This window comes from Enterobacter sp. UCD-UG_FMILLET (assembly GCF_000762975.1).
GTDB classification, from domain to species: Bacteria; Pseudomonadota; Gammaproteobacteria; order Enterobacterales; family Enterobacteriaceae; genus Enterobacter; species Enterobacter dykesii.
Genome location: NZ_JRJC01000008.1, coordinates 167,012 through 182,395, shown reverse-complemented (window position 1 = coordinate 182,395; position 15,384 = coordinate 167,012). Strand labels below are relative to the sequence as shown.

The following is a 15,384-nucleotide window of genomic DNA, read 5'->3' as shown; positions in this document are numbered from 1 at the left end:
TTATAACAGTCAGTGAAAAGCACTGTATCGGTCAACAACTGACCAGATCATTATACGGGAGTTTTGTTATGTCTCACACTATCGACCTGACGCTGGACGGCCTCTCCTGCGGCCACTGCGTCAAACGCGTTAAAGAAAGCCTGGAACAGCGCCCTGACGTTGAAAGCGCTGACGTGACTATCGATCATGCCGCCGTGACCGGCAGCGCCAGCGCGGATGCGCTGATCGATACCATCAAGCAGGCCGGTTACGGGGCGGAGTTAAGCCACCCAAAGGCTAAACCGCTGGCAGAGTCATCATCCCCGTCGGAAGCGCTGACAGCGGCCACTCCTGAGCTTCCGGCAGCGGATGATATTGATGACAGCCAACAGCTGCTGATCAACGGCATGAGCTGCGCCAGCTGCGTCTCCCGGGTACAAAACGCCTTGCAGGCCGTTCCGGGCGTCGCGCAGGCACGGGTAAACCTCGCGGAGCGCACTGCGCTGGTAATGGGCAGCGCCTCCGCCGCAGAGTTAGTGCAGGCCGTTGAGAAAGCGGGCTATGGCGCAGAGGCCATCGAAGATGATGCCGAGCGCCGCGAGCGCCAGCAGGAAACGGCTATCGCCACAATGAAGCGCTTCCGCTGGCAGGCGATCGTCGCCCTGCTGGTGGGTATTCCGGTGATGGTGTGGGGCATGATGGGTGACAACATGATAGTCACCGCTGACAACCGCACGCTGTGGCTGGTGATTGGCCTGATTACCCTTGCGGTGATGGTGTTTGCAGGCGGGCATTTTTACACCAGCGCCTGGAAGAGCATGAAAAACCGCACCGCGACCATGGATACGCTGGTGGCGCTCGGTACCGGCGCGGCGTGGCTCTATTCAATGAGCGTGAACGTCTGGCCCCAGTGGTTCCCGATGGAGGCGCGCCATCTCTACTATGAAGCCAGCGCGATGATTATCGGCCTGATTAACCTGGGCCACATGCTGGAAGCCTGCGCCCGCCAGCGCTCCTCGAAAGCGCTGGAAAGATTGCTTGATTTAACCCCGCCGACGGCCCGCGTGGTCACGGACGAAGGGGAAAAAAGCGTCCCGCTGGCGGAAGTTCAGCCCGGCATGACGCTGCGCCTGACGACGGGCGATCGCGTTCCCGTTGACGGCAAGATAACCCAGGGCGAAGCCTGGCTGGATGAAGCGATGCTGACCGGCGAGCCTATCCCCCAGCAGAAATCAGACGGCGACGCCGTTCACGCCGGTACGGTGGTGCAGGACGGCAGCGTGCTGTTTACCGCCAGCGCCGTCGGCAGCCACACGACGCTGTCGCGTATTATCCGCATGGTGCGCCAGGCGCAGAGCAGCAAGCCGGAAATTGGCCAGCTTGCTGACAAAATCTCGGCCATTTTTGTGCCGGTGGTGGTCGGCATTGCCCTGCTGAGCGCGGCGATCTGGTATTTCTTCGGCCCGGCACCGCAGATTGTTTACACCCTGGTGATCGCCACCACGGTGCTGATCATCGCCTGTCCTTGCGCCCTTGGCCTGGCGACCCCGATGTCGATTATCTCCGGCGTAGGCCGCGCGGCCGAATTTGGCGTACTGGTGCGGGACGCGGACGCGCTGCAGCGGGCCAGCACCCTCGATACGCTGGTGTTTGATAAAACCGGTACGCTGACCGAAGGCAAACCGCAGGTGGTGGCCGTCACTACCGCTGGCATTACGCAAGAGGAGGCGCTACGCCTCGCCGCCGCGCTGGAGCAAGGCTCCAGCCATCCGCTGGCGCGCGCCATTCTCGATAAAGCGAATGCTTCTGCCGTGGCGCAGGTCAGCAATTTCCGCACCCTGCGCGGGCTCGGCGTCAGCGGTGAAGCAGAAGGCCATACGCTGCTGCTGGGCAACCAGGCATTGCTCAATGAAAACGGTATTGATACCGCCGCCCTGGAAAGCGAGCTGAAGGCGCAGGCGTCTCAGGGCGCCACCCCGGTTCTGCTGGCGGTGGATGGCAAAGCCGCCGCGCTGCTGGCCGTGCGCGATCCGCTTCGCCAGGACAGCGTGGACGCCCTGCAGCGCCTGCATCGTGCGGGCTACCGTCTGGTGATGCTGACCGGGGACAATCCGACAACGGCCAACGCCATCGCGAAAGAAGCCGGAATTGATGAGGTCATTGCAGGCGTGCTGCCGGACGGTAAAGCGGACGCCATCAAGAAACTGCAAAGTCAGGGTCGTCAGGTAGCGATGGTCGGCGACGGCATCAACGATGCCCCGGCGCTGGCCCAGGCGGACGTGGGGATTGCCATGGGCGGCGGCAGCGATGTCGCCATCGAAACCGCGGCCATTACGCTGATGCGCCATAGCCTGATGGGCGTTGCCGACGCGCTGGCCATTTCAAAAGCCACGCTGCGCAACATGAAGCAGAACTTACTGGGAGCGTTCGTCTATAACACCCTCGGTATCCCAATCGCGGCCGGTATTTTGTGGCCGCTGACCGGCACGCTGCTTAATCCGGTGGTCGCGGGTGCGGCGATGGCGCTCTCCTCCATCACCGTGGTGAGTAACGCCAACCGTCTGTTGCGGTTTAAACCGAAGGATTGAACGTTGTACCCGTACGCGCTAGCATGAACCTTTCCGTTCATGGAGCGCGTATGGGTCTGTTTAATCGTATAAAAGCATCGTTTCGCGCCCTCTTTCCTCGCCGTTATGCCTGGCCCGGTCTGGATATCTCTCTCCCCGGCGGGCAGCACCTGCATCTGGTCGGCAGTATTCATATGGGTACGCAGGATATGTCTCCCCTGCCACCCGGCCTGATTAAACTGCTGAAACACGCTGATGCGCTGATCGTTGAGGCGGACATTTCGGGTCAGGAGTCGCCGTTTGCCGGACTTGAGAGCGATCTCACCCTGGCGGAGCGCCTGAATGAAACCCAGCTTGCGGAGCTGACGCGCGTCGCGGATGAAACCGGCGTGTCGCTCTCCATGATTGACACCCTGCCGCTCTGGCAAATTGCGATGGTGCTTCAGGCTACGCAGGCGCAGCGTCTGGGACTTCGCGGTGACTACGGCATTGATTACCAGCTGCTGAACGTGGCAAGGGCGCGCAGTATGCCCATCATCGAGCTGGAAGGGACGGACAGCCAGATTGCGCTTCTGCGGCAGCTTCCCGACGACGGCCTGATGCTGCTGGATGATACGTTGACCCACTGGCACACCAACGCGCGCCTTCTGCAGACCATGATTGGCTGGTGGCTGGACGCGCCGCCAGCGGACGGCAAGCTGGCGTTACCGTCGACGTTCAGCGAATCGTTATACGATGTGTTGATGAATGCGCGTAACAAAGCCTGGCGGCAGACGCTACATGCGTTACCTGCGGGGCATTACGTGGTGGCGGTTGGGGCGTTACATTTGTACGGAGAAGGGAATTTACCGTCACTATTGAAATAAAAAAATGGCCAATATTTCTATTGGCCCGTCAAAGAGGAATTTCATCGTTTTTATTATGCCGAAGGAGACCTTCGGTTGAGCCGATTGTCGCTCAAAGTAACCATCACTGCCAATACTATTGCGCAAGATGGTGCTATTTTTTAGACAAACGTCAGGCGTATGCTGTGTGCATGATTTGTCTGTCGTAAGAAGGATAGCTATGACTCCCGCCGTTAAATTACTCGAAAAAAACAACATTTCTTTCCGGATCCACACTTACGATCACGATCCGAATGAAACTAACTTTGGTGATGAAGTGGTGCGCAAACTGGGGCTGAATGCCGACCAGGTTTATAAAACGCTGCTGGTGGCGGTGAATGGCGATATGAAACACCTCGCCGTCGCGGTCACTCCGGTGGCGGGGCAGCTGGATCTGAAGAAAGTCGCCAAAGCGCTGGGGGCGAAGAAGGTGGATATGGCGGACCCGATGGTTGCGCAACGCACCACGGGCTATCTGGTGGGCGGGATCAGTCCGCTCGGGCAGAAAAAACGCCTGCCGACGCTGATTGATGCCCCTTCACAGGAATTTGAAACCATCTTTATATCCGGCGGCAAACGCGGGCTGGATATCGAGCTTGCCGCGGGCGATCTGGCAAAAATGCTGGACGCGAAGTTTGCGGATATTGCGCGCAGGGATTGATGAATGTGCCCGGCAAGCGCAGCGCCGCCGGGCAACACAACCCCACTACTGCCAGCTCACCTCACCTTTCGGCTCGTAGGCATTCACGTCAATCGGCGAATTCTTCTCGATGAACTGCTTCAGCACTTCCGCATCAATAAAGCCGGTATTCACGTAGCCCGGTTTGTTATCGATGTGCGGATAGCCGTCGCCGCCCGTGGCGTTAAAGCTTAACGTTGCCAGACGGTACGTTTTGGCGGGATCAATCGGCTCGCCTTTGATCTTCAGGTCGTTAAGCTTGCCGTCTTTCGCCACAAAGCTGACGTTGGCAAACTGCGGATAGGCCCCGGAATCCGGCTTCATCTGCGCCACGGCGGTCAGGTAGTCAATCACCTCTTTCCCGCTCATGTCGGCATAGACCACCACGTTGCCGAACGGCTGCACCTTCAGGACGTCCTTATAGGTAATGTTTCCACCCTCGATGGAATCACGAATACCGCCGCCGCTCATCACGCCAAAATCAGCGCCGGTGCGCGCGATTTGCGCCGCCAGCACCAGGTGCCCCATATTGGTCTGCACGAAGCGTACTTTACTGCGGTCTCCCTCCAGACGACCGTTTAGCGTGCCGATTTTCACGTCCAGCTGCGCCTTGCCTTTGTTCTGGAACGGCGTCAGCAGGGAGAGCATCTGCTGGTTTTCAGCGATCTCTGGCGTGTAGAGTACGCGCTCACTTTTCCCGTCCGGGTAGGTGACTTTCTTCTTCAGGTTGACCGGGATGAGCTGATAATGGACCAGCTTCATCTCGCCGTTACGGAACTCGAAATCCGCCCGGCCAACGTATTTGCCCCACTCGTGCGCCTGAACAATCCAGATACCGTTCTGACGGTCCGGCGCGCACGGCGTGCCCGGGACGTAGTCCACCTGCTTTTTGTTCTCCGAGGCCATGCACACCGGATCCTGTGAGTGACCGCCCACAATCATTGCCAGCGAGCCCGCAGGCAGGCTGCGCGCCATCTCCACGTCGCCGGGCGCGTTAGAGCCGTGCTCGCCGTTGTCGTAGTGCCCCATGTGCGTGGTGGCGATAATCACGTCCGGCTTTTCGTTTTGCTGCAGCTCCTGAATCACCAGCTTCGCTTCGTCTGCCGGTTTACGGAATTCGATATCGGTGAAGAACTCCGGGTTGCCAATTTTTGCCGTGTCGTCGGTGGTTAAGCCGATGACCGCAATCTTCAGATCCTGACGCTTAAACAGCGCCCACGGCTTAAACAGACGCTCGCCGGTGCTTTTCTGGTAAATATTGGCGGAGAGGAACGGGAATTTTGACCACTTTTCCTGCTGACGCAGCACGGTCAGCGGATTATCGAATTCGTGGTTACCCACGGCCATCGCGTCGTAGCCAATCAGGTTCATGCCGCGAAAATCAGGTTCCGCGTCCTGTAAATCGGATTCCGGCACGCCGGTATTGATATCGCCCCCCGACAGCAGCAGCACGCTGCCGCCCTGGGCTGCCACCTCTTTACGAATGCCGTCCACCAGCGTTTTTTGTGCCGACAGTCCATATTCGCCGTATTCGCTGCGCCAGAAATGACCGTGGTGATCGTTGGTATGCAGAATGGTGATTTTATAGGTTTTGTCTTTTTCATACGCCTGCGCGGGCAGGCTTACCAGGCCCCATGCGGCGATGAGCGCCAGCGCGACGCCCCGCTTCATTAACTTCATCTTCTCTCTCCCTGACCAATAGACAAAGGCAAAAATTACAGTGACTAACAAGAATAGACAAATAAGTTTTCAGAATTGCGACTTTCTTCAAATGTCCCGGGCGGGTATGTTAGTCGGATAATAATTACACCCTGCATAACTAATAACTAAAGACGTGGTACTTCTCTCTATGGCAATCAGTGAATCAACCCAGCCCGTTCCGGGCGCACCGGCGTCGCGCACCTCCTTTAAGGTATTAGGCGCAATCAGTCTCTCGCACCTGCTCAACGACATGATCCAGTCGTTGATTCTGGCCATTTATCCGCTACTTCAGTCCGAGTTTTCGTTAACCTTCGTGCAGATAGGGATGATCACCCTGACCTTCCAGCTGGCTTCCTCGCTTCTGCAGCCCGTGGTGGGCTACTGGACGGATAAATACCCGATGCCGTGGTCGCTGCCGATCGGCATGTGCTTTACCCTAAGCGGGCTGGTGCTGCTGGCCATGGCCGGGAGTTTTGAAGCCGTTCTGATTGCCGCCGCGCTGGTGGGCACCGGCTCGTCCGTTTTCCATCCGGAGTCTTCACGCGTGGCGCGCATGGCCTCCGGGGGACGTCACGGCCTGGCGCAGTCGCTGTTCCAGGTAGGCGGTAACTTCGGTAGCTCTCTGGGCCCGCTGCTGGCCGCGGTGATCATCGCTCCGTATGGCAAAGGCAACGTGGCCTGGTTTGTCCTGGCCGCACTGCTGGCCATTATCGTACTCGCTCAGATCAGCCGCTGGTATGCCGCTCAGCATCGCGTGAATAAAGGTAAACCTAAAGCGAAGATTATCAATCCCCTTCCGCGTAATAAGGTTATCCTGGCGGTTTCCGTGCTGCTGGTACTGATTTTCTCGAAATACTTCTATATGGCGAGCATCAGCAGCTATTACACCTTTTATCTGATGCAAAAATTCGGATTATCGGTACAAAACGCGCAGTTCCACCTGTTTGCCTTCCTGTTTGCCGTCGCGGCCGGTACGGTCATTGGCGGGCCTGTGGGGGATAAGATTGGGCGTAAATATGTTATTTGGGGCTCTATCCTCGGCGTGGCGCCGTTTACCCTTATTTTGCCGTACGCCAGCCTTGAATGGACGGGGATTTTAACCGTGATCATTGGTTTTATCCTCGCTTCCGCCTTTTCCGCCATTCTGGTCTATGCCCAGGAGCTGCTGCCTGGCCGTATCGGTATGGTTTCCGGACTCTTTTTTGGTTTCGCCTTCGGCATGGGCGGGCTGGGCGCGGCGGTGTTGGGGATGGTGGCGGATCACACCAGCATCTTCCTGGTCTATAAAATCTGCGCTTTCCTGCCACTTCTTGGGATGTTAACCATATTCCTGCCTGATAACCGTCACAAAGCGTAAATTACGGGTAGCCAAAGTTAAACTTTGGCTATCTGATACCCTCATGCCATAAGGGTTTCTTCTTCCTCACCTCACTGAATTTATCAAAACGCGCTTTTTTACGTGCATATTGCTGTTTTATTCAAACTTCAACAATAATTCATAAACATAAGGGTAAAAATTGTCATAAACTATTACTCGGTTTTTGGTTTTCGCCAAAAAGGAACACCCACAACGAAAGGAGACGGAATGCACCACGCCACACCGCTTATCACCACCATTGTTGGTGGACTTGTGCTCGCTTTTATCCTCGGCATGATTGCCAATAAGCTGCGTATTTCTCCTCTTGTCGGCTATCTGTTAGCGGGTGTACTGGCGGGACCGTTTACGCCAGGCTTCGTGGCGGATACCAAACTGGCTCCTGAGCTGGCGGAATTGGGCGTGATTCTGCTGATGTTTGGCGTCGGCCTGCACTTCTCCCTGAAGGATCTGATGGCGGTAAAGTCGATCGCCATACCGGGAGCGATCGCCCAGATTGGGGTGGCGACGCTGCTGGGGATGGCGCTTTCGGCGGTACTGGGCTGGTCGTTAATGACCGGCATCGTATTTGGGCTGTGTCTCTCCACCGCCAGCACCGTGGTGCTGCTGCGCGCGCTTGAGGAGAGACAGCTGATTGACAGCCAGCGCGGGCAAATCGCGATTGGCTGGCTGATTGTTGAAGATCTGGTCATGGTTCTGACGCTGGTGCTGCTGCCCGCCGTCGCCGGAATGATGGAAAAAGACAACGTCGGCTTCGCCTCGCTGGCGCTGGATATGAGCATCACCATCGGTAAGGTTGTGGCGTTTATCGCCATCATGATGCTGGTGGGCCGCCGTCTGGTACCGTGGATCATGTCCCGCAGCGCGGCGACCGGCTCCCGCGAGCTGTTCACCCTCTCCGTGCTGGCGCTGGCGCTGGGAATCGCTTTTGGTGCCGTAGAGCTGTTTGATGTCTCCTTTGCTCTGGGCGCGTTCTTCGCCGGGATGGTGCTGAACGAATCCGAGCTGAGCCACCGTGCGGCGCACGACACGCTGCCGCTGCGCGATGCGTTTGCCGTGCTGTTCTTCGTCTCCGTCGGGATGCTGTTTGACCCGCTGGTGCTGATCCAGCAGCCGTTGGCCGTGCTGGGCACGCTGGCGATCATTATTTTTGGCAAGTCGCTTGCCGCCTTCTTCCTGGTGCGGATGTTCGGCCACTCCCCGCGGACGGCGTTGACCATCGCCGCCAGCCTGGCGCAGATAGGTGAGTTCGCCTTTATTCTGGCCGGTCTGGGCATGGCCCTGAACCTGCTGCCGCAGGCGGGGCAAAACCTGGTGCTGGCGGGGGCGATTCTGTCGATTATGCTGAACCCGGTGCTGTTTGCCCTGCTCGAAAAATACCTCGATAAAACCGAAACGCTGGAAGAACAGACGCTCGAAGAGGCCATCGAAGAAGAGAAGCAGATCCCGGTGGATATTTGCAATCACGCCCTGCTGGTCGGCTTTGGCCGCGTGGGCAGCCTGCTCGGTGAGAAGCTGATGGCACAGGGCATTCCGCTGGTGGTGATTGAGACCTCACGCACCCGCGTCGACGAGCTGCGCGAGCGCGGTATTCGTGCGGTGCTGGGCAATGCGGCAAACGAAGAGATCATGAATCTGGCGCATCTTGACTGCGCGCGCTGGCTGCTGCTGACCATACCTAACGGCTATGAAGCGGGTGAGATTGTGGCTTCCGCACGCGAGAAGTGCCCAACGATTGAGATTATCGCCCGGGCGCACTATGACGACGAGGTGGAGTACATTACCGAGCGCGGTGCTAATAAGGTGGTGATGGGCGAGCGCGAAATTGCGAACACGATGCTGACGCTGCTGGAGAATCCGCCGGTTGAAGAGGCTGTGACGAGTTAAGTTTTAAGCGGTCTGATGCCCTTACCCTGACCCTCTCCCACAGGGAGAGGGAATAAACACTAAAAACGGCAACCCCAGGTTGCCGTTTTGCTTTTACCTGTCCCAGTAAGCCTCTTCGAGGCTGTCTTCCCGTTCCGGCAGCCCACGCGTTAAGCGCGGGGAGTGCTGGTTCAGTACCTGATAGCTCACGCGGTTGGCATATTTACACACCTGCGCCAGCGAGGAATAGGTCAGCCAGCTGAACTTGTGCTTGCTGGAGTTCGGCACGTTGGTTTTGTGGTAGGCGTTAGCGGTGATGTCGTGCAGCAGTGCGGCCAGCGCGCCGTCGCCCGCACCGTTGGTGTTCATGATCTTCTCCGGCCCGCCCATGTATGGCGCGATATGAGAGTAGATTCGCAGCGGATTCACGCAGTCTTTGTAGCGCATGCCGCGGCTGAACTCGTACTGGTTGAACTCGGCAATCGCACCGGGCAACAGCGGGTGCTGGGTTTTGCGTTTGCTCTCTTCTTCCGTGAAGCCCGCCATGTACAGACCAACCGGGCCGGCGGTGCAGAGCACCAGATCCACCCAGTCCAGCGCTTTGTCAGACGCCAGCAGCGGATCGCTTTCGCCGGTCAGCGCTTCGGCCTCTTCTTCGTTCATCGCCAGAATCGAGACGTGCTCTTTCAGGAACGCCTGCCACCACTCGGGGTTATCGGCGATAACGAATTTAGTACCCAGCGTCAGAACGACAGGCACGTTGTATTTCTTCGCGTACTCAATCGCTTTCATGGTCGCTTCCGGCATCGGCTCGCCCGGCTTGCAGCGCACCAGGTAGGAGGTCAACACCAGCGCCGAGGCGCCCGCGATCACCTCTTCCGGAATACTCTCGGCGCGCAGCTTGTTCATGTGACCCGGGCTAATGGCAAAGGTACGCTCGCCGGAATCGCTAATTAGCGTAAAGCAGCGGCCAATAGGCCCGTCGACGCCCTGAAGGTAGTTGAGATCGGTACGGCTGGAGGTGTTGCAGAGATAGCGGTAGGCATAGCCACCGATTTCGATATTGCTGCACATCACGCCGAGCAGCACCGAGCGGTCGTCGGCCAGCACGGAGTAGTTATGCATGGTATTGCCGATGGTTCCACCGGCGAACTGATGGGTAATCAGGTTTTCGCGCACCAGCTCCTGATACAACGCTTCGGCAACGTCGTCTTCAATGACCAGCGAGTGGCCGGCACTCAGACCATAACGGGCGACAAACGCATCATCCACTTTCGCTTCAATGTCCACCAGCGTCTGGTCGATACCGACGACCCAGGCCGCGCTGGTTTCATTTTCTGGCTGGATTTGCTGCAGGAGCGGATCGCGGGCATCGACGGGGAAGTAGTGTTTGGATTTGCGTTTACCGGGAAATTTCATGGTCTGAACTGTACGAAGAATATGGGCCGGGAATGGTAGCACAAACCCGGCCCGAAGTGCGATTAACGACCGTTCGTTACCAGCGAGACCATCATGTCGATATGCTCAGGCGAGTCGTTAAGCGCCGGAATGTACTCGTACTTTTCGCCACCAGCCTCCAGGAAAAATTCCTGGTTTTGCACCGCGATCTCCTCCAGCGTTTCCAGACAGTCAGCCGAGAAGCCCGGCGACATTACCTGGATGTGCTTCACGCCTTTCTCACCCAGCATTTTGAGGGTTTCATCGGTGTATGGCGTCAGCCACGGCTCGCGGCCGAAGCGCGACTGGAAGGTCATCATCACCTTCTCAGGCGGCAGGCCAAGGGCGGAGACCAGCTCGCGGGTGGTATCGCGGCAGCGCTGCGGGTAATCATCCCCTTCATTGGCGAAGCGCTGCGGGATCCCGTGATAGGAGAGCAGCAGCAGATCCGGCTCGCCGTGTTTTTCAAACGACGCGCGCGCGCTGTTAGCAAGCGCCTTGATGTAGAGCTCGTTATCCGCGTAGTCGCGAATAAAGGTCACGCCCGGAATGCGGCGGCGGGTCGCCAGTATGCGCGCCAGCTCGTCCCAGACGGCGGCCACCGTCGAGCAGGAGTACTGCGGGTAGAGCGCCAGCACCACGATATGGTCCACGCCCTGCGCCAGCAGGGATTCCACCGCGCTTTCCAGGGACGGTTTTCCATAGCTCATGCCGAGCGCGACGGGCATATCCGGCAGGCGGGCGGCCAGCGCTTTTTCCTGGCGACGGCTGTAGACCATCAGCGGCGAGCCCTCTTCCATCCAGACGGACTGATAGAGTTTGGCGACGCGCGGGGAACGAATCGGCAGAATGACGCCACGCAGCAGCGGCCACCACAGCAGTCGCGGGAAATCCACGACGCGCGTGTCGCTTAAAAATTGTCGCAGGTAGCGTTTTACCGCGTCTGATGTAGGTGCTTCTGGAGTGCCCAGATTGGCAAGCAGGATGCCGGTTTTCGCCTGACTCATTCACGCCTCTTAACCATTTGATAGGTTGTCAATTGTAGCGGAAATGCGTTTAAACGAAACCCATTGCTGTAATAGGTAAGATGAGAATATTTCTCACCCGGAAGACCGGGTGAGAGGCGCGCGATTAGCCGAGGATTTTTTCCAGCTCTGCACGTACGTCAGCCACGGCTTTGGTGCCGTCAACTTTGGCGTATTTGGTGTTACCCGCCTGCGCTTCTTTGGTGTAGTAGCCGATCAGCGGCGCGGTCATCTGATGGTATTCCACCAGGCGTTTACGCACGGTCTCTTCCTGATCGTCTTTACGGGTGGTCAGCTCTTCGCCGGTCACGTCGTCTTTGCCTTCAACCTTAGGTGGGTTGAATTTGATGTGGTAAACGCGGCCAGAAGCAGCGTGTACGCGACGGCCAACGATGCGGTCAACGATCAGCTCGTCCGGTACGTCGAACTCCAGAACGTAGTCCACGTTGATGCCCGCTTCTTTCATGGCGTCAGCCTGAGGAATGGTGCGTGGGAAGCCGTCCAGCAGGAAACCATTACGGCAGTCTTCCTGCGCAATGCGCTCTTTGACCAGAGCAATCACCAGCTCGTCGGTCACCAGCTTGCCTGCGTCCATGATGTCTTTCGCTTGTTTACCCAGCTCGGAGCCAGATTTTACAGCGGCGCGCAGCATGTCACCGGTGGAGATTTGCGGAATACCGTATTTCTCCATGATGAACTGAGCCTGAGTTCCTTTACCCGCGCCCGGAGCGCCAAGCAGAATAATACGCATTGCGAAAATCCCCTCAAAAGTCGTTTCAATTTTTCAAAAGCGCTAAACAATACCACCAGAACGGACATCGCTCAAGGAAGGCGGGAAGGCTGAAACGGTTAACGGAGGGAGATTATTTGGGTTAGTGCGGTCTGGAGCCCTCACCCCGGCCCTCTCCCACGGGAGAGGGAGAAGACCAGGGGAGGCGTGGTCGATTACGCCAGCAGCAGCGCATTCACACGTTTAATGAAGAGGTTAGGATCTTCCAGCGTGCCGCGCTCGGCCAGCAGGGACTGATCCAGCAGCAGTTCAACCCACTCGGCAAATCGGGCGTCGTCCTGGGTATCCGCCGCGCGTTTCACCAGAGGATGATCCGGATTAAGCTCAAAGATATATTTCACTTCCGGTACCGCCTGGCCCGCCGCAGCGAACAGTTTCGCCATCTGGGTGCTCATTTCGTCCGCATCGGTGGTGACAATCGCCGGGGTGTCGGTCAGACGGTGCGTGAAGCGCACCTCTTTCACGCGCTCGCCCAGCAGGTTTTTCACGCGCTCAACGAACGGCTCCAGCGCCTTCTCGGCTTCTTTCGCGCTTTCGTCCACTTCATCGGCCAGCTTGTCGATGGACTCGTCGGCTTTGGCTACGGACTGGAACGCCTTACCGTCGAACTCGGTCAGATAGTTCATCATCCACTCGTCGATGCGGTCAGAGAGCAGCAGCACTTCGATGCCTTTCTTACGCAGCAGCTCCAGGTGCGGGCTGCTCTTCGCCGCCGCGTAGCTGTCGGCGGTGATGTAGTAGATCTTCTCCTGCCCTTCTTTCATGCGGGAGACGTACTCTTCCAGCGACACGGTCTGCGCGGAGGAGTCGGTATGCGTAGAGGCGAAGCGCAGCAGTTTGGCGATCGTTTCAACGTTCGCGGTGTCTTCTGCCGGGCCTTCTTTCAGCACCAGGCCGAACTGTTTCCAGAAGGTCTGATATTTTTCCGCATCGTCTTTCGCCAGTTTTTCCAGCATCTGCAGCGCACGTTTGGTCAGGGCGTTGCGCAGGTTACGGGTGACGGTGCTGTCCTGAAGGATCTCACGGGAGACGTTCAGCGGCAGATCGTTCGAATCTATCAGACCGCGCACGAAGCGCAGGTAGTTCGGCATGAACTGCTCGGCGTCGTCCATGATGAAGACGCGCTGCACGTACAGCTTCAGGCCGTGCTTGTGATCGCGATTCCACATGTCCCACGGCGCCTGTGCCGGAATGTACAGCAGGCTGGTGTACTCCTGCTTACCTTCCACGCGGTTGTGGCTCCAGGTCAGCGGGTCGGTAAAGTCGTGGGCAATGTGCTTATAGAACTCGTTGTATTCGTCGTCTTTAATTTCAGACTTATTGCGCGTCCACAGCGCCTGCGCCTTGTTGATCTTCTCCCAGGAGATCACGGTTTCACCGTCTTTCTCTTCCTGTTTTTCAATCTCTACCGGCAGGGCGATGTGATCGGAATATTTGCTGATGATGGAGCGCACGCGCCAGTCGTTCAGGAAATCATCTTCCCCTTCACGCAGGTGCAGGGTGATTTCGGTGCCGCGATCCGCTTTGGTGATGTCATCAACGGTGTATTCACCTTCCCCTTTGGATTCCCACAGCACGCCGTTCTCGGCGCTGTCGCCCGCCGCGCGGGTGCGCACGGTGACTTTGTCGGCCACGATGAACGCCGAGTAGAAACCGACGCCGAACTGGCCGATGAGCTGGCTGTCTTTCGCCTGGTCAGAGCCCATGGACTCCAGGAACGCCTTAGTGCCTGATTTCGCGATGGTGCCGAGGTGGTCGATCACCTCGTCGCGGTTCATCCCGATGCCGTTATCGGCGATGGTCAGGGTGCGGTTCTCTTTATTAAACGAGACGCGCACGCGCAGCTCGCCGTCGCCTTCGTACAGGTCCGGGTTGGACAGCGCGCGGAAGCGCAGCTTGTCCGCCGCGTCCGAGGCGTTGGAAATCAGCTCACGCAGGAAAATTTCTTTGTTGGAATACAGGGAATGGATCATCAGGTGCAGAAGCTGTTTTACTTCTGACTGGAAACCACGGGTTTCTTGTCCTTTCATCTATGTCGACCTCAACAATGCCATTTAATGGGGTTGTAAAACGTTGAGTGAGAGATGGGGATAAGGGGGGAGATTTTCAAGCGGAGGCCGCGCGCGCAGCCTCCGTTTGGTCAGAAAATAATCTTGTGACGCCCGGCCAGAGAGTGCGACAGCGTAGTGCCGTCGACCATCTCCAGCTCGCCACCCACCGGCACGCCGTGGGCGATGCGGCTGGCGTCAACGCCGTACTGCGAGCACAGTTCGGCGATGTAGTTGGCGGTTGCTTCCCCTTCCACCGTTGGGTTGGTGGCGAGGATCACCTCTTTGATGGTTTCGGACTCAAGACGCTGTTCAAGGCGGTCAAGACCGATATCATCCGGGCCAATACCGTCCAGCGGGGAGAGATGCCCCATCAGCACGAAGTAGCGGCCGGAAAACTGCCCGGTTTGTTCGATGGCGTAGATGTCCGCCGGACTCTCCACCACGCAAATCTGACCGTTCTCCTGACGACGCGGGTTCATACAGATGTTACACACGTCCTGCTCGGTAAAAGTACGGCAATCCGCACAGTGACCAATTTCTGACATGGCGCGGGTTAAAGCCTGCGCCAGGCGCATCCCGCCGCTGCGGTCGCGCTGCAATAGCGTAAACGCCATGCGCTGCGCCGACTTCGGGCCAACGCCCGGCAGGCAGCGCAGTGCTTCCATTAACTGCGTGAGCAGCGGACTGGTTTGCATCAGAATGGCATCTTGAAGCCAGGCGGCAGCTGCATACCGCTGGAAACAGAGGCCATTTTCTCTTTCTGAGTTTCGTCGATACGGCGAGCGGCATCGTTAAACGCGGCTGCAACCAGATCTTCCAGCATCTCTTTGTCGTCTTCGAGCAGGCTCGGGTCGATTTCCACGCGACGGCAGTTGTGCGCACCGTTGATGGTCACTTTGACCAGACCGGCACCGGACTCACCCGTGACTTCCAGCTGAGCGATCTCTTCCTGCATCTTCTGCATTTTTTCCTGCATCTGCTGAGCCTGCTTCATCAGGCCACCCAGACCGCCTTTTCCACCAAACATAGG

At 57.7% G+C, this 15,384-nt stretch carries 12 protein-coding genes; 5 read left to right on the top strand and 7 right to left on the bottom strand.

Annotated features, from left to right (window positions below):
• The first annotated feature begins 68 nt into the window (after positions 1-68).
• The 3 genes from copA (at position 69) to ybaK (ending at position 4,091) form a co-directional block, all read left to right on the top strand.
• A complete protein-coding gene (gene copA / locus LA04_RS03405; RefSeq protein WP_047650465.1) occupies positions 69-2,567 on the top strand; it encodes a copper-exporting P-type ATPase CopA in 2,499 nt (832 codons plus the stop codon).
• A gap of 50 nt (positions 2,568-2,617) precedes the next feature.
• The gene (locus tag LA04_RS03400) at positions 2,618-3,412 is read left to right on the top strand and encodes a TraB/GumN family protein (RefSeq protein ID WP_047650464.1); all 795 of its coding nucleotides are present in this window, start codon (positions 2,618-2,620) and stop codon (positions 3,410-3,412) included.
• 199 nt (positions 3,413-3,611) lie between these two features.
• Positions 3,612-4,091 (top strand): Cys-tRNA(Pro)/Cys-tRNA(Cys) deacylase YbaK, encoded by a 480-nt coding sequence (gene ybaK / locus LA04_RS03395; protein ID WP_023310615.1) that lies wholly within the window; start codon positions 3,612-3,614, stop codon positions 4,089-4,091.
• 45 nt (positions 4,092-4,136) lie between these two features.
• On the opposite strand, the gene ushA is transcribed toward ybaK, so the two are convergent.
• Positions 4,137-5,789: a bifunctional UDP-sugar hydrolase/5'-nucleotidase UshA gene (ushA, locus tag LA04_RS03390; RefSeq protein ID WP_047650463.1), complete on the bottom strand. Its 1,653-nt coding sequence runs from the start codon at positions 5,787-5,789 to the stop codon at positions 4,137-4,139.
• 169 nt (positions 5,790-5,958) lie between these two features.
• On the opposite strand from ushA, the gene LA04_RS03385 reads away from it, so the two are divergent.
• The gene (locus tag LA04_RS03385; protein ID WP_047650462.1) at positions 5,959-7,167 is read left to right on the top strand and encodes an MFS transporter; all 1,209 of its coding nucleotides are present in this window, start codon (positions 5,959-5,961) and stop codon (positions 7,165-7,167) included.
• Positions 7,168-7,395: 228 nt separating this feature from the next.
• Positions 7,396-9,072, top strand: coding sequence for a YbaL family putative K(+) efflux transporter (gene ybaL, locus LA04_RS03380; RefSeq protein ID WP_047650461.1), 1,677 nt, complete (start codon positions 7,396-7,398; stop codon positions 9,070-9,072).
• A gap of 93 nt (positions 9,073-9,165) precedes the next feature.
• Here the strand turns inward: ybaL and LA04_RS03375 are convergent, their stop codons facing one another.
• The 6 genes from LA04_RS03375 to LA04_RS03350 form a co-directional block, all read right to left on the bottom strand.
• Positions 9,166-10,470: an inosine/guanosine kinase gene (locus LA04_RS03375; protein WP_029741032.1), complete on the bottom strand. Its 1,305-nt coding sequence runs from the start codon at positions 10,468-10,470 to the stop codon at positions 9,166-9,168.
• Positions 10,471-10,532: 62 nt separating this feature from the next.
• Positions 10,533-11,495 (bottom strand): ferrochelatase, encoded by a 963-nt coding sequence (gene hemH / locus LA04_RS03370; protein ID WP_047650460.1) that lies wholly within the window; start codon positions 11,493-11,495, stop codon positions 10,533-10,535.
• Between the two features lie 124 nt (positions 11,496-11,619).
• On the bottom strand, positions 11,620-12,264 hold the full coding sequence (adk, locus tag LA04_RS03365) for an adenylate kinase (RefSeq protein ID WP_006809841.1): 645 nt from the start codon (positions 12,262-12,264) through the stop codon (positions 11,620-11,622).
• A gap of 194 nt (positions 12,265-12,458) precedes the next feature.
• The gene (htpG, locus tag LA04_RS03360) at positions 12,459-14,333 is read right to left on the bottom strand and encodes a molecular chaperone HtpG (protein WP_047650459.1); all 1,875 of its coding nucleotides are present in this window, start codon (positions 14,331-14,333) and stop codon (positions 12,459-12,461) included.
• A gap of 110 nt (positions 14,334-14,443) precedes the next feature.
• Entirely contained in the window at positions 14,444-15,049 is a 606-nt protein-coding gene (recR, locus tag LA04_RS03355) for a recombination mediator RecR (RefSeq protein ID WP_021241628.1), read from the bottom strand.
• A complete protein-coding gene (locus LA04_RS03350) occupies positions 15,049-15,381 on the bottom strand; it encodes a YbaB/EbfC family nucleoid-associated protein (RefSeq protein WP_003858972.1) in 333 nt (110 codons plus the stop codon). Before LA04_RS03350 ends, recR begins: the two co-directional genes overlap by 1 nt.
• Positions 15,382-15,384 lie beyond the last annotated feature (3 nt).

Excerpts from the sequence above, each read along its gene's own strand:
- ushA (WP_047650463.1), bottom strand. The coding sequence starts at position 5,789 with ATGAAGTTAATGAAGCGGGGCGTCGCGCTGGCGCTCATCGCCGCATGG.
- LA04_RS03385 (WP_047650462.1), top strand. The coding sequence starts at position 5,959 with ATGGCAATCAGTGAATCAACCCAGCCCGTTCCGGGCGCACCGGCGTCG.
- adk (WP_006809841.1), bottom strand. The coding sequence starts at position 12,264 with ATGCGTATTATTCTGCTTGGCGCTCCGGGCGCGGGTAAAGGAACTCAG.
- htpG (WP_047650459.1), bottom strand. The coding sequence starts at position 14,333 with ATGAAAGGACAAGAAACCCGTGGTTTCCAGTCAGAAGTAAAACAGCTT.
- hemH (WP_047650460.1), bottom strand. The coding sequence starts at position 11,495 with ATGAGTCAGGCGAAAACCGGCATCCTGCTTGCCAATCTGGGCACTCCA.
- LA04_RS03350 (WP_003858972.1), bottom strand. The coding sequence starts at position 15,381 with ATGTTTGGTGGAAAAGGCGGTCTGGGTGGCCTGATGAAGCAGGCTCAG.
- ybaK (WP_023310615.1), top strand. The coding sequence starts at position 3,612 with ATGACTCCCGCCGTTAAATTACTCGAAAAAAACAACATTTCTTTCCGG.
- LA04_RS03375 (WP_029741032.1), bottom strand. The coding sequence starts at position 10,470 with ATGAAATTTCCCGGTAAACGCAAATCCAAACACTACTTCCCCGTCGAT.
- recR (WP_021241628.1), bottom strand. The coding sequence starts at position 15,049 with ATGCAAACCAGTCCGCTGCTCACGCAGTTAATGGAAGCACTGCGCTGC.
- copA (WP_047650465.1), top strand. The coding sequence starts at position 69 with ATGTCTCACACTATCGACCTGACGCTGGACGGCCTCTCCTGCGGCCAC.
- ybaL (WP_047650461.1), top strand. The coding sequence starts at position 7,396 with ATGCACCACGCCACACCGCTTATCACCACCATTGTTGGTGGACTTGTG.
- LA04_RS03400 (WP_047650464.1), top strand. The coding sequence starts at position 2,618 with ATGGGTCTGTTTAATCGTATAAAAGCATCGTTTCGCGCCCTCTTTCCT.